Source organism: Pelagicoccus sp. SDUM812003 (assembly GCF_031127815.1).
GTDB lineage: Bacteria > Verrucomicrobiota > Verrucomicrobiia > Opitutales > Opitutaceae > Pelagicoccus.
Genome location: NZ_JARXHY010000020.1, coordinates 21429 through 45161, shown reverse-complemented (window position 1 = coordinate 45161; position 23733 = coordinate 21429). Strand labels below are relative to the sequence as shown.

The 23733-nt window shown below is 56.6% G+C and carries 19 protein-coding genes; 11 read left to right on the top strand and 8 right to left on the bottom strand.

Going from position 1 to position 23733, the window contains the following annotated elements; translation table 11 throughout:
- The first annotated feature begins 11 nt into the window (after nt 1-11).
- Genes QEH54_RS20510 through uvrB form a run of 4 tightly spaced genes read left to right on the top strand, consistent with a single transcriptional unit; the run spans nt 12 to nt 5499 of the window.
- Nucleotides 12-1409, top strand: a complete 1398-nt coding sequence (locus tag QEH54_RS20510) for a hypothetical protein (RefSeq protein WP_309020589.1) — start codon at nt 12-14, stop codon at nt 1407-1409.
- Between the two features lie 52 nt (nt 1410-1461).
- Nucleotides 1462-2127: an HAD family phosphatase gene (locus QEH54_RS20505; protein ID WP_309020588.1), complete on the top strand. Its 666-nt coding sequence runs from the start codon at nt 1462-1464 to the stop codon at nt 2125-2127.
- Nucleotides 2128-2163: 36 nt separating this feature from the next.
- The gene (locus QEH54_RS20500; RefSeq protein ID WP_309020587.1) at nt 2164-3447 is read left to right on the top strand and encodes a dicarboxylate/amino acid:cation symporter; all 1284 of its coding nucleotides are present in this window, start codon (nt 2164-2166) and stop codon (nt 3445-3447) included.
- 24 nt (nt 3448-3471) lie between these two features.
- Complete coding sequence (gene uvrB / locus QEH54_RS20495; protein ID WP_309020586.1) at nt 3472-5499, top strand: excinuclease ABC subunit UvrB; 2028 nt, start codon at nt 3472-3474, stop codon at nt 5497-5499.
- 224 nt (nt 5500-5723) lie between these two features.
- Here the strand turns inward: uvrB and QEH54_RS20490 are convergent, their stop codons facing one another.
- The 7 genes from QEH54_RS20490 to lipA all read right to left on the bottom strand — a co-directional run bounded on the left by QEH54_RS20490 (nt 5724) and on the right by lipA (nt 12296).
- A complete protein-coding gene (locus tag QEH54_RS20490) occupies nt 5724-7124 on the bottom strand; it encodes a tetratricopeptide repeat protein (protein ID WP_309020585.1) in 1401 nt (466 codons plus the stop codon).
- Between the two features lie 37 nt (nt 7125-7161).
- A complete protein-coding gene (locus tag QEH54_RS20485; protein ID WP_309020584.1) occupies nt 7162-7575 on the bottom strand; it encodes a biopolymer transporter ExbD in 414 nt (137 codons plus the stop codon).
- A gap of 7 nt (nt 7576-7582) precedes the next feature.
- Nucleotides 7583-7993, bottom strand: coding sequence for a biopolymer transporter ExbD (locus QEH54_RS20480; protein ID WP_309020583.1), 411 nt, complete (start codon nt 7991-7993; stop codon nt 7583-7585).
- 152 nt (nt 7994-8145) lie between these two features.
- Nucleotides 8146-9540: a MotA/TolQ/ExbB proton channel family protein gene (locus tag QEH54_RS20475; protein ID WP_309020582.1), complete on the bottom strand. Its 1395-nt coding sequence runs from the start codon at nt 9538-9540 to the stop codon at nt 8146-8148.
- A gap of 35 nt (nt 9541-9575) precedes the next feature.
- Nucleotides 9576-10331 (bottom strand): DUF3450 family protein, encoded by a 756-nt coding sequence (locus QEH54_RS20470; protein ID WP_309020581.1) that lies wholly within the window; start codon nt 10329-10331, stop codon nt 9576-9578.
- A 558-nt stretch (nt 10332-10889) separates the two neighbouring features.
- A complete protein-coding gene (locus QEH54_RS20465; RefSeq protein WP_309020580.1) occupies nt 10890-11354 on the bottom strand; it encodes a RidA family protein in 465 nt (154 codons plus the stop codon).
- A gap of 66 nt (nt 11355-11420) precedes the next feature.
- Nucleotides 11421-12296 (bottom strand): lipoyl synthase, encoded by an 876-nt coding sequence (gene lipA, locus QEH54_RS20460; protein WP_345785681.1) that lies wholly within the window; start codon nt 12294-12296, stop codon nt 11421-11423.
- Nucleotides 12297-12447: 151 nt separating this feature from the next.
- Between lipA and lysS the strand changes: the two genes are divergently transcribed.
- From lysS to QEH54_RS20425, 7 genes are all read left to right on the top strand, one after another.
- Entirely contained in the window at nt 12448-13914 is a 1467-nt protein-coding gene (gene lysS / locus QEH54_RS20455) for a lysine--tRNA ligase (protein WP_309020578.1), read from the top strand.
- Nucleotides 13915-14105: 191 nt separating this feature from the next.
- The gene (locus QEH54_RS20450; RefSeq protein WP_309020577.1) at nt 14106-15335 is read left to right on the top strand and encodes an ABC transporter permease; all 1230 of its coding nucleotides are present in this window, start codon (nt 14106-14108) and stop codon (nt 15333-15335) included.
- Nucleotides 15328-16011, top strand: a complete 684-nt coding sequence (locus QEH54_RS20445; protein ID WP_309020576.1) for an ABC transporter ATP-binding protein — start codon at nt 15328-15330, stop codon at nt 16009-16011. Before QEH54_RS20450 ends, QEH54_RS20445 begins: the two co-directional genes overlap by 8 nt.
- On the top strand, nt 16004-16936 hold the full coding sequence (locus QEH54_RS20440; protein ID WP_309020575.1) for a Gfo/Idh/MocA family oxidoreductase: 933 nt from the start codon (nt 16004-16006) through the stop codon (nt 16934-16936). The genes QEH54_RS20445 and QEH54_RS20440 overlap by 8 nt, the downstream gene beginning before the upstream one ends.
- 35 nt (nt 16937-16971) lie before the next feature.
- Complete coding sequence (gene lpxB / locus QEH54_RS20435; RefSeq protein WP_309020574.1) at nt 16972-18144, top strand: lipid-A-disaccharide synthase; 1173 nt, start codon at nt 16972-16974, stop codon at nt 18142-18144.
- A 284-nt stretch (nt 18145-18428) separates the two neighbouring features.
- A complete protein-coding gene (locus QEH54_RS20430) occupies nt 18429-19085 on the top strand; it encodes an OB-fold-containig protein (protein WP_309020573.1) in 657 nt (218 codons plus the stop codon).
- Nucleotides 19086-19099: 14 nt separating this feature from the next.
- The gene (locus QEH54_RS20425) at nt 19100-20836 is read left to right on the top strand and encodes a flotillin domain-containing protein (protein WP_309020572.1); all 1737 of its coding nucleotides are present in this window, start codon (nt 19100-19102) and stop codon (nt 20834-20836) included.
- Nucleotides 20837-21042: 206 nt separating this feature from the next.
- Here the strand turns inward: QEH54_RS20425 and QEH54_RS20420 are convergent, their stop codons facing one another.
- A complete protein-coding gene (locus QEH54_RS20420; protein ID WP_309020571.1) occupies nt 21043-23670 on the bottom strand; it encodes an ABC transporter permease in 2628 nt (875 codons plus the stop codon).
- Nucleotides 23671-23733: the final 63 nt, after the last annotated feature.

The following is a 23733-nucleotide window of genomic DNA, read 5'->3' as shown; positions in this document are numbered from 1 at the left end:
GAACGACTGCCATGCCCCTTTTTCTCCTCAAGATTGCCAAGTGGCTCGTCGGAAAAGGTCTGGTATTTGGAATCGCTATCGCCATCGCGGTCGGAGCTTTCGCCTTATGGATCTTCGCGACGCGCAGCTACGAAGCGGAAGGTCAGCGTATCGGAGAACTCGTGACACTGCGTCAGCATGCCACGGAAGTCTATGGCGAGCTCGAATCGGCTCACCAGCGATTGATCGCTCTCGGCCAGGACATCGAGGATAACCGCCGGAAACTCGAGGCGGCGAACCGGGCGATCGAGTACCTGGACGGAATACTGGAACGCATCACCAGACTTTTCACTCAAAACAGCAAGGAACGCACGGAGAACGAGCGTCGGCTGGCTCAGGAAAAAGCGGAACGGCAGCGCCTGTTGGAAGAGCAGGCGAAGCTCGTGGAGGAACAGTCCGGCCTCAGAATCCGCCGCGTCAGCCTGACCGAAAGGGCCAAGGAGCTCGAGCGAGAGATAGCCAGCTTGGAAGGGGCCGAGTCAGGTTTTGTGAATACGCTGCAGGAATCGTGGTCTTCGCTGAAACCTTACCTGATCGTAGGCGTTGCCAGCGCCATCGCTTTGCCGGTGGCTTGGAAGCTTTTCGCCTTTTATCTTTGGGCTCCGCTGCTTTCTCTCGGCGGTCCTATTCGCCTGCAAACGCAAGCAAGCCCTACGCCTCGAATCTCGGAAAGCAGAGTGTCGACGCAGATCGCGCTGCAGCCCGGCCAAAAGGCGTGGGTGCGCGAGTCGTTTCTGCAAGCTTCGGACGAAGGACTGCCTAAGAAAACGCGTTTCGTATTGAACTGGTCGATACCGGCCACCTGCCTCGCCGCAGGCTTGGTAGAGCTCGTGGAGTTCTCTTCCGGAGAAACGAGCGGGCAGCTCACCGTCTCGTCGCAGAGCGAATCGGACTTCGAGCTGGCCAGCGTGGAGCTGCCCGAAGGAGGCCGCTTGGTGTTGCGTCCCAGCAGCATCGTAGCAGTGGTTTCCTACCATGGCGAGCCGGTGTCCATCGATCGCAGGTGGCGTTTGTTTCACCCTCAATCTTGGCTGACGCTTCAGTTTCGCTACTTCATTTTCAAAGGTCCCTGCGCCTTGCTGGTCAAAGGCGTCCGCGGTGTGCGCTTCGAGGTCCTGGATACACCGGAGGGCAAAGGGCGACGAACCAACCAGATTTCCACGCTGGGCTTCACTCCGGATCTGACCTATGGAGCGGTTCGGGCGGAGACCTTCTGGAGCTATTTCCGGGGATTCAATCCGCTGTTTGACGACGTCTTTCGCGGGAGGGGAATGTTCGTCTGCGAAGAGATCTCCAAAGAAACCGAAACGAAAGCCGGCCGCTTCTGGTCCGGTCTTTGGGGATCGCTGCTGAAGGTGCTTGGCGTGTGAATACGCCTCCTTTGGTCTGGCCAAATCCATCGTGAAGCGCGGTGCTAAGGATATGGGAACTGAATTTGGGTTCATCTTCGATTGGGATGGCGTAGTCGTAGATTCGTCTCGACAGCATGAATTGAGCTGGGACCGGCTGGCTGAGGTGGAAGAGCTCGCCCTCTATCCTGGGCACTTCAAGGACGGATTCGGCAAGAAGAACAGCTTCATCATTCCCAATCTGCTGAAGTGGACCGATGACCCTCAGGAAATCGAGCGACTCAGCCTGCGAAAGGAAGAGTTCTACCGCGAAATCGTAGCCGAGACAGGTCTGAGTCCGCTGCCGGGCGTGGCGTCTTTTCTCAAGGAGCTGAAGGCGGCGGGATTTCGGGCCTGCGTTGGATCCTCGACGCCACGCAGGAACATCGACGCGGTGACGTCATTGATCGGATTGGAAGGGCGCTTCGACGATGTGGTCTCTGCCGACGACGTGGGGAACGGAAAGCCCGATCCGGAGGTATTTCTCAAGGCGGCTGCCAAGATTGGTGTCGAACCGAGTCGTTGCGTGGTTTTCGAGGACTCCTTTTCGGGCATCGAAGCAGGGCAGCGAGCCGGGATGAAAGTGGTCGGCTTAGCGACGACCAACCCGATCGAAAGCCTGCGCGAGCATGGCGTGAGCCTTGCTGCAAGCAGCTTCGAAGAACTGAACCTGCAAGTGGTACACGATTTGTTTGCCTGATCAGGCTTCGCACCCAAGATCCCTTCTACGCCTGCAATGAAGATTTCCAACGCTAAGCTCACTCGCAATATCCTAATCGGAATGGGCCTTGGTCTGATCCTCGGCCTCGCCCTGAATTTCAGCGGCCTGCAAAAGAACGAGTGGATTTCCTCTCTTTTTATCGAAGGAGTCTTCGATCTGGTCGGAAATATCTTCGTGCGCTCGCTAAAGCTGCTGGTCGTGCCCCTCGTGTTCGTCTCGCTCGTATGCGGAACGGCCGCCATGGACGACGTGAGAAAGCTGGGCAAGATCGGGATCAAGACCATGGGGCTCTACCTGCTGACCACCTGCATCGCCATTAGCCTGGCCATGGGATTGGCGTTTATCTTCAAGCCCGGCCAAGGTGTCGCGGTAGCGGAAACGACCGATTCGATATCGATCACTGAAGCGCCGAGTATTTGGGAAGTCATTACAAACATGTTTCCCACCAATCCAGTTCAAGCCATGGCGGAAGGAAGCATGCTTCAGGTGATCGTTTTCTCCATCCTTTTCGGCTTGGCCATCGTCGTATCCGGAAAGCCAGGACAGCGGATCTTGTCGATCTTCACTGATCTCAACGAGATCGTGCTCAAACTGGTGATGATCCTGATGCTGATCGCTCCGTATGGCGTTTTCGCGAAGATCACGGTGGTGTTCGCGGTCGAAGGGGTGGACGCCATTTGGCAGCTAGGCCGGTATTTCTTCTTGGTCATTCTCGCCCTCGTGCTGCACGCGGTCATCGTCTATCCAAGCTTGCTCAAGCTTCTCAGCGGGCTCAGTCCGATTCGGTTTCTCAAGAACTTCTACAAGGTCCAGATTTTCGCCTTCAGCACCGCGAGCAGCAACGCCACGCTACCGGTCACTCTGGAAACGGCGGAGAAGAAGCTGGGCGTAAACAACTCGACAGCATCCTTCACCATTCCTCTCGGCGCCACCATCAACATGGACGGCACCGCGATCATGCAAGGGGTGGCCACGATTTTCATAGCGCAGATTTCCGGAGTGGATCTGACGATCGGCCAACTGCTGATGGTGATCGTGACGGCCACGTTGGCGTCCATTGGGACCGCGGGCGTGCCGGGCGTGGGCCTGGTCATGCTCACCATGGTCTTGAATCAAGTAGGGCTTCCGATCGAGAAGATCAGCTTGATCATTGGCATAGATCGCATCCTCGACATGATTCGTACAGCGGTCAACGTGACGGGCGACGCCGCCGTGACCTGCATCGTCGCGAAGGGAGAGGGGCAGCTGGACGAATCGATTTACAATTCGGATACTCAGGAAGAAGTGGCGAGGTCTTAGGCTTTCGCTGGCGAGGGATTTGCAATGGGACTATTCAAGCTCAACGCTGACTACGAACCGATGGGCGACCAGCCGGAGGCGATCGAGTCGATCGTGCGATCGATCGAGCAGGGAAATCGCTATCAGACGCTTCTCGGAGTCACAGGTTCGGGCAAAACCTTTTCCATGGCCAATATCATCGCTCGTCTCGACCGTCCGGCCCTCGTCATCTCGCACAACAAGACTTTGGCAGCCCAGCTGTATTCGGAATTCAAGCGCTTCTTTCCGGAAAACGCGGTAGAGTATTTCGTCAGCTACTACGACTACTACCAGCCCGAGGCGTACGTGCCTTCGACCGATACCTACATCGAGAAGGACTCCTCCATCAATGACGAGATCGATCGTCTAAGGATTTCAACTACGAGCAGCTTGATCAGCAGAAGGGATGTGATCGTAGTAGCCAGTGTCTCGTGCATCTATGGACTTGGTTCGCCGGAGGACTTTCAGGAGCTGATGATTCCCCTGAGAGTCGGCGAGCAGTACGGTCGCGACGCGTTGCTCAATGGATTGGTGGAGATCCTCTACGAACGAAACGACATCAGCCTGGAACGCGGTCGCTTTCGCGTGCGCGGCGATGTGGTGGACATCATGCCGGCCTATCTGGAAAAAGGGCTCAGAGTGGAGTTTTGGGGCGATGAGATCGAGCGACTCTCCGAGTTCGATCCGGTCAGCGGCAATGCCCTTCAGTCCTTGCAGCAATTCGATTTGTATCCAGCGAATCAATTCGTCACTACGCGGGAAAAAATGGAGCGGGCGGTCGGCTTCATCAAAGCGGAGCTGAAGGATAGGGTGAAGGCGTTCGAGTCGCAAGGCAAGCTGCTGGAAGCTCAGCGAATCAGCATGCGGACCAACTACGACCTGGAGATGCTGCAAGAAGTCGGATTCTGCAATGGCATCGAAAACTATTCCATGCATCTGTCGGGTCGAAAGCCCGGAGAGCGTCCGTTCTGCTTGATCGACTTCTTCCCCAAGGACCTTTTGCTGTTCGTCGACGAGAGTCATGTGACCATGCCCCAGATCGGGGCCATGTACGCTGGCGACCGTTCGCGTAAATCCACCTTGGTCGAGCACGGGTTTCGCCTCCCGTCAGCGTTGGAGAACCGTCCAATGAACTTCGAAGAGTTCGCCCAAGTGACGAACCAAACCGTTTTCGTCACGGCGACGCCGGCGAAGTTCGAGCAGGAAAAGAGCGCTTTGGTGGCCGAACAAGTGATACGACCAACCGGATTGCTTGACCCGGTAATCTCGATACGTCCCACCAAGGGACAAGTGGAGGACTTGATTTCGGAAATCAAGAAAGCCATTTCCGCGGGGGAACGCGTGCTGGTCACGACGTTGACCAAACGTCTCAGCGAGGACATCACGTCCTACTTGAGAGAGAAGGACATCAGCGTGGAATACCTGCATTCCGATATTGATGCTCTGGAGCGAGTGGAAATCCTACGTCGACTGCGTGCGGGGCGCTTCGACGTTCTGGTCGGCATCAATCTGCTCCGAGAGGGCTTGGACCTGCCCGAGGTGGCGTTGGTGGCGATTTTGGATGCGGATAAGGAAGGCTTTTTGCGCAGCGAGACCAGTCTGGTGCAGACCGCGGGCCGGGCGGCTCGCCACGAAAAAGGACGCGTTCTTTTCTATGCTGATGTCATTACGGATTCGATTCGTAGGACCTTGGAGATCACCGACTATCGCCGCGCAAAGCAGATCGAATACAACGAGTCGCATGGCATCGTGCCCAGAAGCGTGATACGGGGTGATCAGGCAAGTTTGCACGAGCTGATGGAAGATGAGGAATCGCCCATGCCTATGGTGTCCGAAGACGATGACGTACAGGCTGTGATCGACGAGTTGACCCGTGAGATGGATGACGCCGCGGCGAAGCTTGAATTCGAGAAGGCAGCGCTGCTGCGGGACCAGATCGACGCTCTCAAAAGCGGAGAGTTCAAGTCAGGCGGCTCCGGCTCGGGCAGGAAAAGCTATCGGGGCGGAAAATCGAAATCCAAGCGATCCCGCTAGAGCGAAGTCAGCGCCTCAGCGTGATTGCAGAGGAGGAGGAAAACGCGCCGGGTGCGTCCGCGCATCCCCGGTTCAGAGCTTGTGGAAGCAAGGGGAGTCGTGTCCTCAAATCGGCACGAAAGCGTTTAGCCTTCGCGATCAGCTCTGATGCAGACACAAAAAGGCGGAAGCTGAGAAGCTTCCGCCTTTGAAATATGACTTAGAACAAATTGGGTGATCGAGGGCTACTTGCTGCCGAGCTGGGCCAGGTGAACCTTGCGAACCTGCTCGAGATAGCGCCCGATGTGCTCCTGAGACTGGAGGACTTGAGCTCTTTCCAGCAAAGGAATCGCTTTGCCGAACTTCTCGCGAGCCACGAAGGAGCGCGCCCAGGAGATCAGAGCGCGGACTTCCCACTCGCGTACCTTGGTGGCGCGTTCGTAGTAGAGATCGGCGCGAGCGTATCCATCGATGTCCTGCTTGTTGGAGTAGTAGTCCGCGAGGAGCAGGAGAGCTTGGCCGTCCAGCGGATCGCGTTCGATGAGCTCTTCCAAGATCGGGATGACCTTTTCGCCTTGCTGGGTCGCAAGAGCGATCTGCGCTTCGAGACGGAGCAGAGAAAGCTTGTTTTCCGGAGTCAGCTTTGGCTCGAAGGACGAGCGAATGTCAGAAATGACTTGGGTAGCCTGATCGTAGGCGCCACGGGCGGTCATCACTTCGGCGATGTTCACGTGAACCTGAGGATCCTGGTTTGAATCCATGGCGATCGAGCGCTTGAAGTAGGTGAGCGCCAAATCGTTCAGGCCGCGAGACATGTAGATGTTGCCCATGAAGACGAGGGAATCAGGGGTCGCCTTGCCGAGTCGATCCACGATTTCCTGCACTGCGACAGCGGTTTCTGGATCGTCGATACCGAGGTAGGCATTCGCGACGCTGGACCAAAGGATGTCGCTTTCGGGATCGTTCACCAGCATCTGGTTGAGGACCGCGATGGACTCCTTGTACTTGGCCTGCTGCAGCAGGGACTTGGCGAGACCAAGCTGCCAGTCCTTGACCGTCGGGTCGAGCACGATGGCTTCGCGATAGGCCGTCTCTGCGGAGAAGTATTGCTCGGTATTGACATAGCATAGACCAAGCAGACCCATGGTGGTGGTGTCCTTGGCTCCAAGCTCGATCGCTCTGGTCAAGCCCTTCAACGCCGCGGAATACTGTCCTTGCTGGACGCGCATGATGGCGGCGTTGCGGATTGCGCGAAGGAAGCTGGGAAACTTCTTGGCGGCCTGGTCGTAGTATTTGATGGCGGTCTTGAGATCGCCTTTCTCAGCGTAGAAGTTGCCGGCGATGAAATCGAGGGCGGCGCTGGAGTCGGGGGTGATGACCTTCAGGATGGCTGCCAGGGCTGCGTCCTTGCTGCCTTGCGGATCGGCCTTGAGCATGTCCAGCACCTGCTTGACCGCGATCTGTTCCTCTTCGGTGAGGTCAGGTTCGGTCTGGGTCTTGATTTCGTAGGAATTGGCGAAGGACTTAGCAATGTGTGGCTGATTCCAAAATTCCTGATCCGTTTTATACTGCGCCGATGCGGTCAGGCATCCGGCAAAGCAGATTAGGCCGGTTGCGGCCAGTTTTAAGGATTTGCTGCTAATCATTGTGACTAAATTTCTAAAAGTTTTCGGTTATGTGTAGCTATTTCGTGGCAACGGCTTTCATGGTGACTTGTGGAGCGCCACCGCTTTCGCACGCGTCGACGACTGCGACCACCAAGTGCATGGGGACGTCCGGCTCGACGTTTACGGTGATTGGATATTCTTCCATTCTCATCTCGGGGGCGACAATGCCCGCTACGGCGCTAACGCCGACGTCCTTATCGTCGTAGATCACCTGACCGTTGGCCCGGACGAGGAAGCTCACGCGTTCCTTCTCGTTGTCCTGATTCGGGTTGCTGGTCGGGTCAGGCGTATTGGCCTGCAGGCCGGCTTCTTCGACGAAGACCGTGGTGACGATGAAGAAGATCAGGAGGATGAACACCATGTCGATCAACGGGGAGATGTTGATGTCCGTGGTATCATCGCTGGATCTTAGATTTCCTCTGTTTCTCATCTTCTTATTAGTTCTTCACGGTTGAAAGGTGAATGCGTCTGGCCTGGGCCAGCTTGCACTCATCGATGAGACGAATGACCGTCCCAGAACGAGCGTTCTGATCAGCTTGAATGATAACTGGGTAATCTTCGTTGCCCGCGAGCACTCGACGAACCTGGGAGCGGATGCCTCCAAGCCCGTAGTCTCGACCGCCGTAGAAGATGTTATCCTGGTCCGTAACGGCGATGAGGATAACGTTCTTTGGCAGATTGACAGTGTTCACAGCGGCTGGACGGGTGATTTCCACGCCCGGCTCCTTAACGAAAACAGTAGTTACAATGAAGAAGATCAGAAGAATGAACACCATATCGATCAGCGGGGAGATGTTGATATCTCCGACGGCTTCGCCTGCTGAAAGAGCTTTCTTGTTTTTCATCATGGTCGTTTATCTTCCTTTTGAATTGATCGCTTGGCTCCAGCGGCCGGTGGGCCCTGGAAGGGGAGCGCGGGGAGATCGAATCGGTGACGTCGGTCTTGCAAAGTCGCTCATTTCGGTTCCCCTGTTTCGTTCCCGTAGATCAAAGGATCTTCCTACTTGTTTCTCAGTCCATTCACGAATGCGACTGCGGCCTGTTCCATTTCGCCAAGCTTGCCCTTCGCGATGCGAGAGAGCAGCGCTTGGGAGAGCAGACATGGGATCGCCACGATCAGACCGTACTCGGTGGTGATCAGAGCCACGGAGATACCATCGGAGAGCGTCGCGGGATCGCCAGTACCGAACACGGTGATGGCCTTGAAGGTGGTGATCATACCCGTAACCGTACCGAGCAGTCCGAGTAGTGGAGCGGCCGCGGCGGTGAGGGCGATGAAGGCGATGAAGCGTTCGAGCTTCGGCTGCGCTGCGAGGAGGCGTTCGTAGAGAACTTCCTCGAGCAGTTCCTTCTCCTGGTCGGCGTGTTCGACGCCGGCTACGAGAAGATCGCCGAAGGGACCGTCAACGGAGTTGGCGGCTTCGAGCGCCTGCTGCTTGTTGCCGGAGTTGAGGCTGTCGAGAATGCGCTGCAGCGTGCCTGGCTTGGGGCTCTTGACGGACTTGATTTCGAAGAGCTTGAGAATGGAGATGAGCAGAGCGAAGAAGGCCATGCCGAGAAGAGGAACCATGGTGATACCTCCCTTGATGATGTGCTCGACCAAGGATTCCTGGACCTGAACGATCTTCAGGGCGTCGCCTTCGGTCGGGTCGACGGGAATGTCTCCCTTGCCGTTTTCGGTGAGGCCTCTGATGGCCGCCATCACGGGCTCGGGCACGCCGCGGTTTTCGACCAGGGGATAACCGATGTTGGTGAGGTCGCCGATGGCGAAGCCGACGTTTTCTCCTCCGTCGCCGAAGTAAGCGAATGGTCCTGCCAAAACGAAGGTGCCGTTAACCTGCACGCCGTTTTTGCCGAGCGCTTCGCCTTGGATCATGGTGCCGCCCATGATCTTCTTCACGCGGCCGAGGGAGGCCTTGAGCACTTCCAACTGGGCGGAGAGCTTTTCGGAATCCGTCGCGTTGTCGTTTTCCGCGAGCAGCTCCGCAGTGTCCGCCAGTTCCTTGTACTCCTGCAGCTCGGAAGCGTGAATGCGAGTGGAGAACTGCTTCACGTACGCGGCCATGGAGTTCTTGAGGTAGACGTTCTGGTCGTTGTGAGCCTTGACCGCGTTGCGCAGGGATTCGAGGCTGAGGTCCTTGTTTTCAGTGACCAGTACCGTTTCGTCGTATTCCTTGCGAGCGGCCTGAACTTCGGTCTCGAGCTGAGTCAGACGGCGGGAGATAGGCACCTTTTCGTTCGCGATCTGGTTGCGGAGATCTGCGAGTTCGCGCTCGGCCGCCTTTAGGTCGGCTTTCGCTTCGGCAGTCACCTGATCGAAGGTCTTTTGAGCAAAGGCGGAGCCTGCCACGATCACGGCAGCGGCTACGAATGATGTAATCTTAAAAGCTTTCATTGAAGTAAATCCTTTCGAAGTGTTTCAGGCGCGCCTTACTGGATGTCGGTGATTTCGATCGGCAGATTGACGAAGTTGACCGTCATTTCCTTCTTCTGCATGGCCACCGCGTTGGCGATCTTCGGAGCAAGGGCGTTGTTGGGGACCTTGGTCCATCCATCCTTAGCGGGCAGCATGTAGCCAGCTTCGGTCTGGGTGCCGTCGACGTAGTATGCGACCGCGAGACCGATGTAGATGGTGTCGACGCGAACCTTTTCTCCGTTGATGTCCTGGATCTCGTTTTCGACGGTGATCTGGCTGTTGAACTTCTCGATTTCGGTCAGGATACCGATGATGCTCATGACACGATTGGAAAGCGTGCTGGCATCGATCTCGCGCTTGTTCTTGGGGATGCGCTGAGTGATGATGGTCAGCTTGGACTGGAGAGCCTTCGGCAGGTACTTGACCAGTTCCAAGGCCTGAGCTTCGAGGTCGCCAATGTTGTTCTTAACGATGGCGGACGCTTGTTTGAGAGCCTCTTCCTCCCTGGTGAGCTCGGCGCGAACGCGTTCCGCGTCGGTCTGCTCCTCTTCCTGTCGTTCGATCGCGGCTTGCAGCTTGTCGATCTCTTTCTGCAGGAGGTCTATGGACTCGTTGAGGGTCTCCTTTTCTACAACCCACTTGCTGCTCTCTTCGGAAATCAGTTTCTTGATTTCCACCCATTCCTTTAGGGCTGAGCGCGTTTCAGCGAGTTCTGGGGCAGCGCTAAGCGCAGCAGGGCCAGCAAGAGCGATTCCTGCGGCGATTAACATTACTACTTTGTTCTTAGTCATTGTACGTTCTGCTTTTCTCGTAAGGTTTCGATAGCGAATTTCGTAAAATTGGGAAAGGGGAAGGGGTATAGGGCAACGGTGGGTTCTGGGGAGGTGGGGCGCTCGGAAGCCGCGATGGCGCGGGCTAACAACGAGCGTGGGAGGAGCAGGGGAATCTGGAGATCGGAAGGCGGCTAGCCACCCGTTCGCAGCGGATCGTCTGGTCTGTCGATGGTGAACTGCAGGAGCTCGCAGCGTTGTGACGTATGGCTCTTGGGGCTCTTGGGGAGGTTGTCTTGGAGAGACTCAAACGATTTTGGGTTATGTGGGGGTTGAAGAAAGCTGAAGAAAAAGGCGATGCTCAGGGGGGACTGCAAGTCTTTAGCGCCGCCTTAATTCCTTCAATTGTAGGAATTGCGCGGCTTTGTCAATATTAGCGATTAAAAGTTATACGTAGTTTAGAAGTATTCATTTCTAATAGCCGCCAGGGGACGGGCGGTTGAGGGTGGAAACCTCCAGTCGATCGAGGGTCGAGCGCTCAGAGGTTGAGAGCGGCGACTAGGCGTCAAGTTCCACCAGGACGCGGGTCTCGACCGCTGCATTGAGGGGAAGCCCGTTGGAGGAGAGGGCCACGCGGGAGTGTTTTCCGGCATCGCCGAAGAGCTCCACCGACAAGTCGGACGCCCCGTTGACAACCTTGGGAGCGTCCGCGAAGCCGTCCACGCCATTGACGAATCCATCGATGTGCAAGACGCGGCCGAAGCGCCTGAAATCGTCGGTAGCCACGCGGATGTGAGCGAGGGCGTTGAGAAAGCACCAACGCGCTGCTTCGTAGCCTTGCTCGACGCTTAGGTCGCCGCCAATGCGTCCGGCGATCAACGCTCCCTGCTTGATCGGCAAGGTTCCGGAGAGGGAGAGCAGGTTTCCGCTGATGGTGTAGGGGAGGTAGTTGCCTTTGGCCTCGGCCGCGGCCGGAAGGTTTAGTCCGAGGGCGGCGAGTTTTTCAGTGATGCTTTGGAGCATAAGGAACAGGATGAGTGGGGACGATCGATGGAGAAAAGAGCCCGGTCGGCTCGACTCGAGAGTCTATCAGCTGGCCTCTGCTTTGAGGCTCTTGTGACCGGTGAAGTGGGCGGACTGCTCGTCGGCGTGATAGGAGGAACGAACCAATGGTCCGGACTCGACCTTGGTAAAGCCGATGGATTCGCCGTACTCACGCCACTCGTTGAACTCCTCCGGAGTGACCCAACGAGCGACCGGCAGGTGTTTGGAGGTGGGTTGGAGGTATTGTCCGAGGGTGACGATTTTCACGTCGGCGTCACGCAGGTCCCGCAGGGATCGAGCGATCTCTTCCTTCTCTTCGCCCAGACCGAGCATCATGCCGGACTTGGTAGTGAAGCCGCGCGAGGCCGCGTGGCGCAGCACCTTGAAGGAGCGGTCGTATTTGGCCTGTACGCGCACTGGCTTCTGCAGGCGCTCGACGGTCTCGATGTTGTGATTGAAAATGTCCGGCTCCGCATCGAGCACGATGTCCAGCTGGTCGGTCTTGCCGCGGAAGTCTGGAGTCAGCACTTCCACCGCGGTGTTGGGGGACCGGTGGCGGATGGCGCGGATGGTGGCGGCCCAGACGCTGGCCCCTCCGTCCTTGAGCTCGTCACGGGTGACGGAGGTGATGACGCAGTGCTTGAGCTTCATGGTGGCCACCGCTTCGGCCACGCGAGCTGGCTCGCCGATGTCGAGCTCGGTGGGGCGACCGGTCTGGATCGCGCAGAAGTTGCAGGAGCGGGTGCAGATGTTGCCCAGAATCATCAGGGTCGCGGTGCCGCGCGACCAGCATTCGCCCATGTTGGGGCATTGGGCGCTTTGGCAAACGGTGTGCAAATTCGCCCCATCTACGAGGGAGCGCACGCTGCCGTAGTCTTTTCCACTGGGAAGTTTCGCTCTGAGCCAATCCGGCTTTCGCATAGTCATAAGCCCTGAGGAGAGTAAGCGGCTCTGCCAAAACTCAACCCTCAATTTCTCAAATCGGGGAAATTACCCCTCCTAATTGCTCGCGCGCGGAGAAAGGCTTTGATCTTTCTCGGGCGAGTCGCCTAATTCTCTGCCCCTTCTGATTATGAGCTCAAAACTGTCCGATATTTCTCACGACCAATTGGCTGTGCGCCGCCAGAAGCTTGCTGACCTGCGAGAAAAAGGCGTCGATCCGTTCCGCACGGAATTCCAACCCAGCCATTTCTCGGCGGAAGCAGTAGCGGCCTTCGTCGATGGGGCCGAGCCGGAAGCTCAGCCGACCGTCAGCGTGGCCGGTCGTCTGGTTGTCATCCGCAAAATGGGCAAAGCTCAGTTCGTGAAGATCCAGGACCAGGAAGGCATTATCCAGGTCTACGTGCGCCTCGATGGCATCGGCGCCGACGAGTATGCGGATTTCAAGAAGCTCGATCTGGGCGACATCATCGGCGTGGAAGGTCAGCTCTTTCAGACCAAGACTGGTGAAATCAGCATTCGCGCCACCCGCTACGCCCTGGTTTCCAAGTCGCTGCGCCCGTTGCCGGAAAAGTTCCACGGCCTCACCGATCCGGAGCAGAAGTACCGTCAGCGCCACTTGGACCTGATCATGAACAAGGAGTCGCGGGCTCGCTTCTTCAATCGCAGCCGCATCGTGAGCGGGATCCGTCGCTACCTCGAAGAGCGCAAGTTTCTCGAAGTGGAAACGCCAGTGTTCCAAAACATCGCTGGTGGAGCTGCGGCCAAGCCCTTCGTGACTCACCACAACACGCTGGATCGCGACTTCTTCATGCGCATCTCGTTGGAGCTTTATCTGAAGCGCTTGCTGGTCGGGGGATTCGATCGCGTTTTCGAAATCGGTCGCAACTTCCGCAACGAAGGCATTTCCCGTCGCCACAATCCTGAGTTCACGATGCTCGAGGCCTACCAGGCCTACTCCGACTATCGGGGCATGATGGAGCTGGTGCAGGGACTCATCCGCTATCTGGTCAAAGACGTGCTCAAGGCGGAAGAAATCAAAATGCCGGACGGCGAGGTGATCGACTTCATGGGAGAGTGGCGTGAGGCCAAGTACAAGGACCTCATCTGCGACAAGCTGGAAGACCCGGACTGGTTCTCCAAAACCAAGGAGGAAAAGCTGGCCCGCACCAAGGAGCTGGGACTCGACTGCCAAGCGGATTGGGAAGACTACGAAGTGACCAACGAAGTCTTTGGAAAGCTCATCGAGCCGTTCCTCATTCAGCCTACCTTCGTCACCCACCTGCCCAAGGAGCTTTGCCCGCTGGCCAAGATAACGCGCGACGACGACTCCACCATCGATGTGTTCGAGCTTTGCATCGGCGGCATGGAAATCGCCCCGGCGTATTCGGAGCAAAACGATCCCGGCGTGCAGCGCGAAATGTTCTCCAAGCAGGCAGGCGAGGAAACGCAGAACATCGACGAGGACTTTCTGGAAACGCTCGAGTACGGTATGCCGCCCGCAGGTGGCATGGGCATGGGTATCGACCGTCTGGTCATCCTGCTCACCGAAGCGGAAAACATTCGCGACGTCATCCTCTATCCGCAACTGCGCTCGTAGGCGGGGAGTGGATACGAAGAAAGTCGGGTCGGCGCCCCGACCTACATCTACTCCCTGTAGGTCGCCGCATCGAGGCGACTGTGGAACCACATTTCCATAAGGGTGGATTCCCAATCGGGAACCGCCCTTCATTCCGCCTGTTTTCTTATCTAGCTTGCCTATATCCATAGCTTGCTATTTCTAGCACCCGAATGCCCTGGTATCTCTATATCGCTATCCGCCACTTGTTTCCAAAGGGGAAGCGGTGGCCGTTTTTCACCATCATGTCGGTGACGGGGGTAGCTCTGGGAACCATGCTGCTGGTGATCGTGATCAGCGTATTCAACGGATTCGGACACGAGTTGCGACGCATCATCTCCGAGACTTCCGGCGACCTGAAAGTGCTCAACGGGCGCATTTTCGAGGATTACGAAGAGAAGATCGAGCTACTAAGCCAGCAACCACAAGTAGAAGCCGCCTCACCGTCCGCTTTTGGCATGGTGATGCTGCAAAGCCGAGATCGTCCTCTATTTCCCGCGGTGCAGGGCATCGAACTGGAGCAGGAACGAAACGTAGTGCCCATCGACAGCTACCTCTATCGCGGCTCGATGGAGGATCTCGACGATGACTCGATTCTCATCAGCTCTGGCGTTGCGGGCACGCTAGGTCTGAGAGTGGGGGAAGAGGTCGAGATCTACACTCCGCTCATGCTGCAAAAGCTGAAGCAGGACGAGATCCTGCTGCCGCGCATGATGCGCATCGCGGGCGTTTTCGAAACGGGTTTCAACAAGATCGATGAAAACCTCATCATCACCACGCTGAGAACCATGCAGGACCTCTACGGTATGGGCGAGGGTGTGCACGCGATAAAAGTGAAGCTCAAGGACGGCGCCGATCCCGATCAGGCAGCCGGAGAGTTGCAAGCCCTCTTCGAACCGCCGTTTCGCGTTTCCACTTGGATAGAGTCCAACGCAGATTTCCTGCAGATCATCGAGTTCGAAAAGCGCATGATGTTCTTCCTGCTGCTTTTCATCGTGATTGTGGGCTCCTTCTCCATTGCCACCTCTTTGCTCACTTCCGTGGTGCGCAAGACGCGCGAGATCGGGCTTTTCGCGGCCATGGGGGCGACCAGCCAGCAGCTCGCCGCTTGCTTCTGTCTGCAGGGATTCGCGGTGGGGGTCGTTGGCACGGCGCTGGGTTTCGTCATCGGCTTTATCATCCTCAGCCTGCGCGACTCCATCACCAATGGCCTGTTCTGGCTGATCGGAGGACGCGAGCAGACGCTGGAGTTCTATTTCTTTTCCCGCCTCCCGGTTCACATCGAAGCTAGCGATATGATCGTAATCGCCGTTTTCGCAGTGGTGATCGCCACCCTGGCGGGTTTGATCCCAGCGATCAAAGCCGGTCGCTTAAAACCCGTGGAGGCCCTGCGCAATGAATGAGTCCGCTATCCTGAATGCGAGCTCCATTCGCAAAACCTATCCCGCTGGCACGTCGACACTTGAGGTGCTCAAGGGCGTTGACCTAAGCTTGTGCCCCGGCGAGTTCGTCAGCATCCAAGGGGAGAGCGGTTGCGGCAAAACCACGCTGCTGAATATTCTCGCCGGTATCGAACAAGCGGATACAGGAACGATTTCATGGAATGGCAAGGAAATCGATCGCCTCGGGCGAAACGAGCTCGCACGGAAGCGCTGCGCGTTTTTGGGCATCGTTTTCCAGTCATACTACTTGGTGCCAGAGATCGATGCTTTGCAGAACGTGCTCATGAGCCTTCGCATCGCAAAAGGCTCGGTGGGACCGAGCGAGGTGGAGCGAGGCAAGAGCATGCTGCAGCGCGTCGGACTGGCCGATCGATTCTCTCAAATGCCTAGCACGCTCTCTGGAGGCGAACGCCAGCGAGTGGCGATCGCTCGCTCTTTGATTACGCAGCCGAAACTCGTCTTGGCGGATGAACCGACGGGGAATCTCGACGAGCGAACGGGCGATTCCGTGATGGCGCTGCTTCAGACGCTTTGCAACGAAACGGGCGCGAGCTTGCTGCTGGTGACTCACAACGCGGAGCATGCCGCCCGCGCGAATCGACAGCTTACCTTAACGAAAGGCGTATTCGATGAATGATGGAAAACTGAAATGCGGAGTAGCCGGCGTCGGCTACCTGGGCCAACACCATGCTCGCATCTATAGCGAGTTGAAAACCGTCGAACTCGCCGGTATTTTCGAAACGAATACAGAGCGCGCGAAGGAAATCTCAGAAAAGTTCAACTGTCCCGTTTTCGACACGGTGGAAGCCTTGGCCGAAGCGTGCGAGGCAGTGAGTGTTGTCGTTCCCACCGACAAGCATCACGCTGTGGCCTTGCCCTTGCTCGCAGGCGGATGCCACTTGCTCATCGAGAAGCCGATTTGCCAGTCGCTTGAGGAAGCGGCGGACATACTGGAAAAGGCCAAGGCAGCGGATCTGTTGGTGCAGGTCGGTCACATCGAACACTTCAATCCAGTGATGAGCTTTTTGGAGGATTCCGTATCGAATCCAAAGTTTATCACCGCGGACCGTTTGGCTCCTTTTCAACCGCGCGGCACCGAAGTCGGCGTAACGCTGGACCTCATGATCCACGACATCGGCATCGTGCTTCAACTCGTGAAGTCTCCAGTGAAGCTTGTTCAGAGCGTCGGTGTGAGCGCCTTGTCGCCGACCGAGGATATCGCGAACGCTCGCATCGAGTTCGAAAACGGTTGTGTTGCGAATTTGAATACAAGCCGCGTCAGCAGCAAGAAACTGCGCGAGATTCGCGTCTTTCAGCCCTCCGGCTACCTCTCGCTCGATTTCATGAACCAAGCTGGCCATGTGGTGAAGATCAACGGCGGCGAAATGAAGAAGGAAGAGGTGCCGATCGAGAAGGGAGAGCCGCTCAAGCTGGAGCTGGCGAGCTTCGTGGAAAGCGTCAAACAACGCAAGCAGCCTAAAGTGGGTGGCGAACTAGGGCGTACCGCGCTGGAGCTGGCCATTACCATCACCAAGCAGATTCGCGAACGCGCGGCGATGTAGGCCCTCGCTTTCTTTCGCTTTTCCACTGCTATCTCATGTCGCAACCGCAGCTGCAGTTTTCCTTTCCCGCTCCACGCGATGGTTCGGTCGATGTTTTGGTCATTTCCGGCGAGCATTCCGGCGACGAGCATGCTGCTCGCATGGTCCGAGGCGCTCTGGCGAAACGTCCTGACCTAAAGGTCTGCACTGTCGGAGGACGCCACACCGAATCGGTCGGAGCTCAGCTGCTTTTCGACCTGACACAGTATTCAGTTGTTGGATTCTTCGAAGTGCTGAAGCACTACGGGGAATTGAAATCGCTCTTCGACGAAATCCTGCGCTGGATTCGTGAATACAAGCCCAAAGCGGTCTGCTTCGTCGACTATCCAGGCATGAATCTGCGCATCGCCCAGAGACTTGCGGAGGAGGGGCTTTCCGCTCGAGCGGGGGGAGAGATTCGACTGCTCTACTACATCAGCCCACAGGTCTGGGCGTGGAAGGAGAAGCGCAAGTTCAAGATGGCCAAGATTCTCGACTCGCTAGCGGTGATTTTCCCCTTCGAAGTCGACGTCTTCGAGGGCACCCAGCTGGAAACGCGTTTCGTGGGTCATCCATTTCTTTCCACCGACTACGACCTGCCAGTGAGTTACGATCCTAGCGGTCCCATCTTGCTGCTTCCCGGGAGCCGTAAAGCGGCCATTGGCCGGATCGCTCCATTGCTGTTCGCCAGCTTCCAGGAATGCCTCAAACACCGCAGCAAACTGGAAGCGGTTTGCATTTATGCGTCGGACGAATTGAAGGGGCAGTTGGAAGCGATACTCGCCAAATTTCCCAAGATCGCCAATCAGATTCAACTCGTGCCAAACACCAGCAACGTCGGGGCGCGAGCGGTGCTGACCAGCTCCGGGACCATGTCGCTCAACTGCGCCTTAGCCAATATTCCGGGCGCCGTCGCGTACAAGACGCATCCCATCACTTACGTTATGGGACGCATGTTAGTGAAAATCAAATACATCGGCATCGCTAACCTTCTGCTGGACAAGCCGCTCTATCCCGAGTTCATCCAAGGGGCCGCCAATCGAAAGACTCTGGCCAAAGAAGTGCTCGACTGTATTGAAAATGTGGATCGCATCAAGCAGACCCGCAACTGGGCGGCCGAACTGCGCGAACTGCTCGACAAGCCGAGCTCCGGCGGCGTCTCCGACTGGTTGCTCGATTACGTGAAGTAGGTAGTTGAGAGGCAGCGACCTTGCTGTCTCAGCGAGACGGCCTACAAACAGGGCAAGGAGCTGCAACTGTTGCGACGGCGGAATCTTTGCAGGCCGGGGCCTTGACCCGACGCATCCGTTTGCAGCAGCCCTCTGACGACGAGCTGCAATCGGGAGGAATAGGTCTACGAAAAACTACGGTTTCAACATCGTGAAAACTATTGACGTAGCCGTCCGTTGGTCGTTCTTTATTCTGCGTTCCGCCTCTCGTTTATCCAGCGGTCCGTTCCTAAACAACTCCTCTGATGATCGACCATATTCTGGCTCCGGAGAACGCGCTGTTCGCCTTCGCTCTCGGCTTCTTTCTGCTGATTTTTCTGGTGCAGGCGATCAGCTTCATCGTTGGCATGGAACCGTTCAGTTTTCTCGATGGCCTCCTGCCGGACGCCCCGATTGATCTCGACGTGCCGGATGTCCATCCAGTGGGGTTTATGGATGCTATCATGTCCATGCTGAAGCTCGGCAAGGTGCCGTTCATCTTCACCTTCATCATCTTCCTATTCTGCTTTTCGCTTATCGGCATCTATGGACAATTGGTCCTGGACAAGCTGGGATTGCCGCTGCTGCCATGGTTTGTCGCCTCGCCGGTGGCGTTTCTGGCGACGATTCCTTGCTTGCGAGTTGGCAATGCCTTGATGGCGAAGGTTCTGCCCAAGGATGAAACGTATTCAATTTCCTCTGACACCTTCGTGGGCCGCATGTCGACCATCACCATTGGCACCGCCACGCACGAAATCCCGGCGGAGGCCAAGCTCCAAGGGCCGGACAAAAAGACCTATTATGTTCGAGTTGTTGCGGACGAGGAGGGGACTTCGTTTTCCCAGGGCGACCAAGCCCTCATCGTCAGCAAACGTTCTGAAGGTCTCTTCACGGTGATCCAGCCGGACGACTTTCTCCTTTAACCCAAAAACCTGTTATGCAATCGGAAATATTGTTCCCGGCGGTCTTAGGATTCTGCCTTCTCCTCACCTTTCTCTTCATCCTATCGCGCTTCTATAAACGCGCCACCAAGGAGGTCGCCTTCGTTCGGACCGGGCTCGGCGGCGAGAAAGTCATCCTCGACGGCGGCTGCCTCAAATGGCCGGTCTTCCATGAAATCATCCCTGTCAACATGCGCACCTTGCGCTTGCAGGTAGACCGCAAGAATGAGGAGGGCCTGATCACTTTGGATCGCATGCGCGTCGATGTGACCGCGGAGTTCTACCTGCGCGTGAAGCCGGAGTCGGAGACCATCGCCAAAGCAGCTCAGACCTTGGGCGAACGCACCATGAACCCAGACCTGCTCAAGGAGCTGCTGCAAGGCAAGTTCGTCGATGCCCTGCGCGCTGTGGCGGCCGGACTCTCCATGCAGGACTTGCATGAACAGCGGGCCGACTTTATCCAGACCGTTCAAAACGCCCTCAGCGAGGACTTACTCAAAAATGGTTTGGAGCTGGAAACGGTTTCCCTCACCGCGCTCGACCAGACCGGAAAGGAATATTTCAAGGAAACCAACGCCTTCGACGCCCAGGGTCTCGCCAAGCTGACCGACATCACCGAGTCCAAGCGAGAGGAGCGAAACCGCATCGAGCAGGAGACGCGCATCAAAATCGAGACCCAGAACCTCGAAGCGGAAAAGCGTAGTCTGGAAATCAAGCGAGCTGAGGAATTCGCCCGCCTCGACCAGCAGCGGGACATCGATATGGCCCGAGCCCAGCAAGGCGCCAAGATCAAGACCGAAGAGGCCGAGCGCAAGCGGGAGGCGGAGCAGGCCCGTATCGAATCCGAGAGAGCGGTTCGCGAAGCGGAAATCGAATCCAAACGAGCCATCGATGAACGTGACATCGAGTCCAAACGCTCCGTGGAGATCAAGAATCAGGAAGCGTCCATCATCGTCGCCAAGAAGTCCGAAGAGAAATCGAAAGCGGAAGCCGAAGCGGCGAAGGCTCGCTCAGGCTTCGTGCGCGAGGAGGAAAACGTGCTCACGGTCAAGGAAACCACCATTGCGGAGCGCAAGAAGCAGATCGAGCTGATCAAAGCTCAGGAAGAAGCGGAGAAAAGCGCTTTGGGAATCACCATCGCCGCGGATGCCGACAAGAAAGCCGCAGCGGACAAGGCGGAGGCCGTTCTCACCGAAGCCAAAGCCCAAGCGGAAAAGATCAAAATCGTGGCCGAGGCGGACAACAAGCGTCTCGAAGTGGAGGCGCACGGCTTGCAAGCCATCAACGCAGCCAAGAACATTCTCGACAGCAAGATCGTGGAATTCGAGCTACGTTCGCTCATCGCCAAGATCGCCCCAGAGATCGTGAAGGCCTACACCGAGCCGATGAAGAGCATCGACAGCATCAAGATCCTGCAAGCCACTGGATTCGGAACAGGTGGTAATGGATCGAACGGTTCCAATGGCAGCAACGGGGCGACGAGCAGCAGCTCGCTGCCCAACCAGCTTACGGATGCCATGCTCAACTACCGCATGCAACTGCCCGTCATCGACAACCTCATGAAGGAGCTTGGTATTGACCCCAGCTCCGCCGAAGGCATTTCAAAACTCATCGAAACCGCCGCCGCTGATCCGAAAAAGTCACCACCGGCAAACGCCACGACTATTGCCCAAGAAAGAATGACAACGCAGGGCGCTGCCGCTACAAAACCGCGGGTGAAACCGGAAGAGTAGTAGAGCTCAAATCTCTTTCAGAAACCACGCGGCCACCCAATGAGGTGACCGCGTTTTTTGTACCCATACTACAATGACAAGGACTCCGTTCGTTTATTTCGAATTGGCGACAGGCTTCGAATTTGAGCTGAAGCTGTCTCTGCCAAACCCGTAAACCGCCGAGCTGATGCGTTAGATCTGATCATGAGGACTGCGAATCGGCGGAGCTACTCGCACCGCAGAGAGGTCATGGGGTCGACTCTCGAAGCGCGACGAGCGGGCAGGAAGCAAGCTGCTGCGCCTACCGCTAGCAGTACGATCGCCACGCCGATGTAGGTGAAGGGATCGAACGAATCGACTTCGTAGAGCTGATTTTGAAGGAGTCGTCCGGCAAATACCGCGCCTAAGATTCCCACGACAAGACCTATTCCGATGACCAGTAGACCGTCCTTGACGACCATGTTGGTCACGCCTTGGGTCTTGGCTCCCAAAGCGAGTCGAATTCCCATCTCCCGTGTGCGTTGAGTTACGCTATACGCCATGACGCCGTAGATGCCGACGCAGGCTAGCACCAGCGAGGCTCCCGCGAAGATGCTCAACAGGCTCAGCATCATGGTGCGGAAACTCAGGGTCTGGTTGGCCAGATTTTCCATGGTGTCCACTTCGAAGATCGGTTGTCCCGGCTGCACGTTTTGCACCGCTTTGCGGACCTGGGGAATGAGCGATAGAGGAGGTAGATCGGTGCGGATTGCGAAGTGCGTGCTCCACGGAAATTGAGCGAGGGGAATGTAGACCTGCCTGGGCGATTGGGTATCGACGCCAAACCGATTGATATCTCCTACCACTCCTACCACCTCGTATGGGTCGCCCTTGAAGATCATATGCTTTCCAAGCGGATCCTCACCATCAGGGAAGAAGCGCTCGACCATCGATTGATTGATCAGCATCACCTTGTGGGCATCCTCTCGATTGTCCGCCTCGCTCAGGTCGCGTCCTGCCAGAATTGGGATATCCAAGGTGTTGAAAAATCCCGGAGAAATGGCGTCGAATCCAGCCGTGATGTTATTGTCCTCCTCGATCTTGTCAGCGCGTTGCAAACTGTCTCCATAAAACGTGCGACCGTTCATGGGCATGTTGGTTATCAGAGCGACTTCGGTAGCTCCGGGAATAGCCCTGAATTCAGCGAGGAGTCGGTCGGCGTATCGCACGCGTTTTTCTATGGAACTCGCATTGTCGCCGGATGGATTGATGCGGAAAACCAGTAGGCCGTCGCGATTGAATCCGACGTCCTCGTTGGCCGCGTTCACGAAACTTTGTATCAACAATCCGGCTACGACCAGCAGAATTGCGGTGAGCGCTGTTTCGGAGATCACCAGAATGGATTGCAGCTTGCGGCGACCTCCCGAGGTGCCGCTTCGGGCCCCGTCCTTCAGGTGTTCGTTCACGTCCGGTCGGGCAGCTTTCAGAGCAGGGATCAGACCGAATAGAAAGCCTGTCAACAGCGCTGCACCGAGGGCGAAGCCAAGGACTCTGAGGTCGAGACCTATGGTTAGTCGTTGGATGTCGGATATCCCGGCGAAAGTCACCAACGGATCGATCGTGATGGCAGCGATGCCAATCCCGACCAAGCCGCCTAGACAACTAAGCAGGAGACTCTCCGTGAGAAGCTGGCGAATGATGCGTCCTTTGGTCGCTCCCACGGCGAGGCGTAGTGCCAGTTCGCTGCGGCGCGAAGCGGTTTTCGAAAGCAGGAGATTGGCGACATTGACGCAAGCGATCAAAAGCACAGCCCCCACGGCGCCTATTAGAAGATTGAGAGATTGTCTCGCCCCACCAAACAACCGTTCCTGTAGGAGATCTACGGATACGACCCATTCCTTTTTTCGTGGTGGATAAAGGTCATTGTTTTGAAGCTTCAACGCCGTCAGCTGAGCGGCGGCCGCCTCGCTAGTCGCCCCAGGTTTCAATCGAGCCACCACGAAGGTCACATAGTGGTACCCGAAGGATTGTTTCATTTCATCGTTGAGGATTCCGGTTGGGGAGAGAAAATCGATTTCCGGATCGAGAAGCGCTTCCGGTTCCAATACGCCGATTATTTCGTAGCCCTGGTCGTCGAAAACAGCGTATTTGCCGATGACATTTGGGTCGCCGTCGAACTGCTGCTGCCAGAATCGATGGCTGATGATGGTCACATGTTCGTTTGAACCAGCTTGATCATCCTCGGGACGGAAGTCCCTTCCGAGTTGTGGGCGCAAACCGAATACAGAGAGGTATTGGGGAGTGACCTCGAGACCACGCACCACTTCCGGATCTCCTCGCCCAGAAAAATTGTGACTCATGGTGTGGCTACCGGCTATCTTGTCGAAGTGCTCGTTCTGCCGCTCCCAAAGGAGAAACGATCCGCCACCGGCAGCTCCGAATGCATTGGGACCGGGTGATTCGTTGACTTGAACGATTCTTTGAGAATCTGGATACGGAAGGGGATTGAGTAGGAGCCCATTGAGCACGCTGAAGATGGCGGTATTGCCACCGATGCCAATCGCGAGCGTGAAGATGGCGACAAATGCGAATCCCGGTGATTTACGGAGGTTACGGGCAGCAAATGCCAGATCTCTCCAAAAAAGCTCGACGGACTGCCCAAGGCGTCGCCGGCGTTCCGCCTCTTTGATGGATTCAGCATGTCCGAACGCTAGGTTCGCGTTTTTTCGCGCTGTGACCGGATCCTCTCCAGCCGCGATGCGACGCGAGGTTTCCGCTTCGATATGATGCTGCATCTCCTCGTTCATCTGCTGACTAAAGTCGCCCAGTCGAAACGCTCGGCGGATGCGCGTGAGAAAGCCTAATACTCTGCTCATGGGAATGGGGATAGTAAGTTGTTAAGAGTTGGTGAGTGGATATGGAGTAAAGGGGAAAATCCC

What these genes read in the sequence shown, in the direction of transcription:
- QEH54_RS20505 (WP_309020588.1), top strand. Translation starts at nt 1,462, where the DNA reads ATGGGAACTGAATTTGGGTTCATCTTCGATTGGGATGGCGTAGTCGTA.
- QEH54_RS20440 (WP_309020575.1), top strand. Translation starts at nt 16,004, where the DNA reads ATGAATGATGGAAAACTGAAATGCGGAGTAGCCGGCGTCGGCTACCTG.
- QEH54_RS20485 (WP_309020584.1), bottom strand. Translation starts at nt 7,575, where the DNA reads ATGAGAAACAGAGGAAATCTAAGATCCAGCGATGATACCACGGACATC.
- QEH54_RS20430 (WP_309020573.1), top strand. Translation starts at nt 18,429, where the DNA reads ATGATCGACCATATTCTGGCTCCGGAGAACGCGCTGTTCGCCTTCGCT.
- QEH54_RS20425 (WP_309020572.1), top strand. Translation starts at nt 19,100, where the DNA reads ATGCAATCGGAAATATTGTTCCCGGCGGTCTTAGGATTCTGCCTTCTC.
- QEH54_RS20470 (WP_309020581.1), bottom strand. Translation starts at nt 10,331, where the DNA reads ATGTTAATCGCCGCAGGAATCGCTCTTGCTGGCCCTGCTGCGCTTAGC.
- QEH54_RS20510 (WP_309020589.1), top strand. Translation starts at nt 12, where the DNA reads ATGCCCCTTTTTCTCCTCAAGATTGCCAAGTGGCTCGTCGGAAAAGGT.
- QEH54_RS20445 (WP_309020576.1), top strand. Translation starts at nt 15,328, where the DNA reads ATGAATGAGTCCGCTATCCTGAATGCGAGCTCCATTCGCAAAACCTAT.
- lpxB (WP_309020574.1), top strand. Translation starts at nt 16,972, where the DNA reads ATGTCGCAACCGCAGCTGCAGTTTTCCTTTCCCGCTCCACGCGATGGT.
- QEH54_RS20450 (WP_309020577.1), top strand. Translation starts at nt 14,106, where the DNA reads ATGCCCTGGTATCTCTATATCGCTATCCGCCACTTGTTTCCAAAGGGG.
- lipA (WP_345785681.1), bottom strand. Translation starts at nt 12,296, where the DNA reads ATGCGAAAGCCGGATTGGCTCAGAGCGAAACTTCCCAGTGGAAAAGAC.
- QEH54_RS20475 (WP_309020582.1), bottom strand. Translation starts at nt 9,540, where the DNA reads ATGAAAGCTTTTAAGATTACATCATTCGTAGCCGCTGCCGTGATCGTG.
- QEH54_RS20465 (WP_309020580.1), bottom strand. Translation starts at nt 11,354, where the DNA reads ATGCTCCAAAGCATCACTGAAAAACTCGCCGCCCTCGGACTAAACCTT.
- QEH54_RS20420 (WP_309020571.1), bottom strand. Translation starts at nt 23,670, where the DNA reads ATGAGCAGAGTATTAGGCTTTCTCACGCGCATCCGCCGAGCGTTTCGA.
- QEH54_RS20480 (WP_309020583.1), bottom strand. Translation starts at nt 7,993, where the DNA reads ATGATGAAAAACAAGAAAGCTCTTTCAGCAGGCGAAGCCGTCGGAGAT.
- uvrB (WP_309020586.1), top strand. Translation starts at nt 3,472, where the DNA reads ATGGGACTATTCAAGCTCAACGCTGACTACGAACCGATGGGCGACCAG.
- QEH54_RS20500 (WP_309020587.1), top strand. Translation starts at nt 2,164, where the DNA reads ATGAAGATTTCCAACGCTAAGCTCACTCGCAATATCCTAATCGGAATG.
- lysS (WP_309020578.1), top strand. Translation starts at nt 12,448, where the DNA reads ATGAGCTCAAAACTGTCCGATATTTCTCACGACCAATTGGCTGTGCGC.
- QEH54_RS20490 (WP_309020585.1), bottom strand. Translation starts at nt 7,124, where the DNA reads ATGATTAGCAGCAAATCCTTAAAACTGGCCGCAACCGGCCTAATCTGC.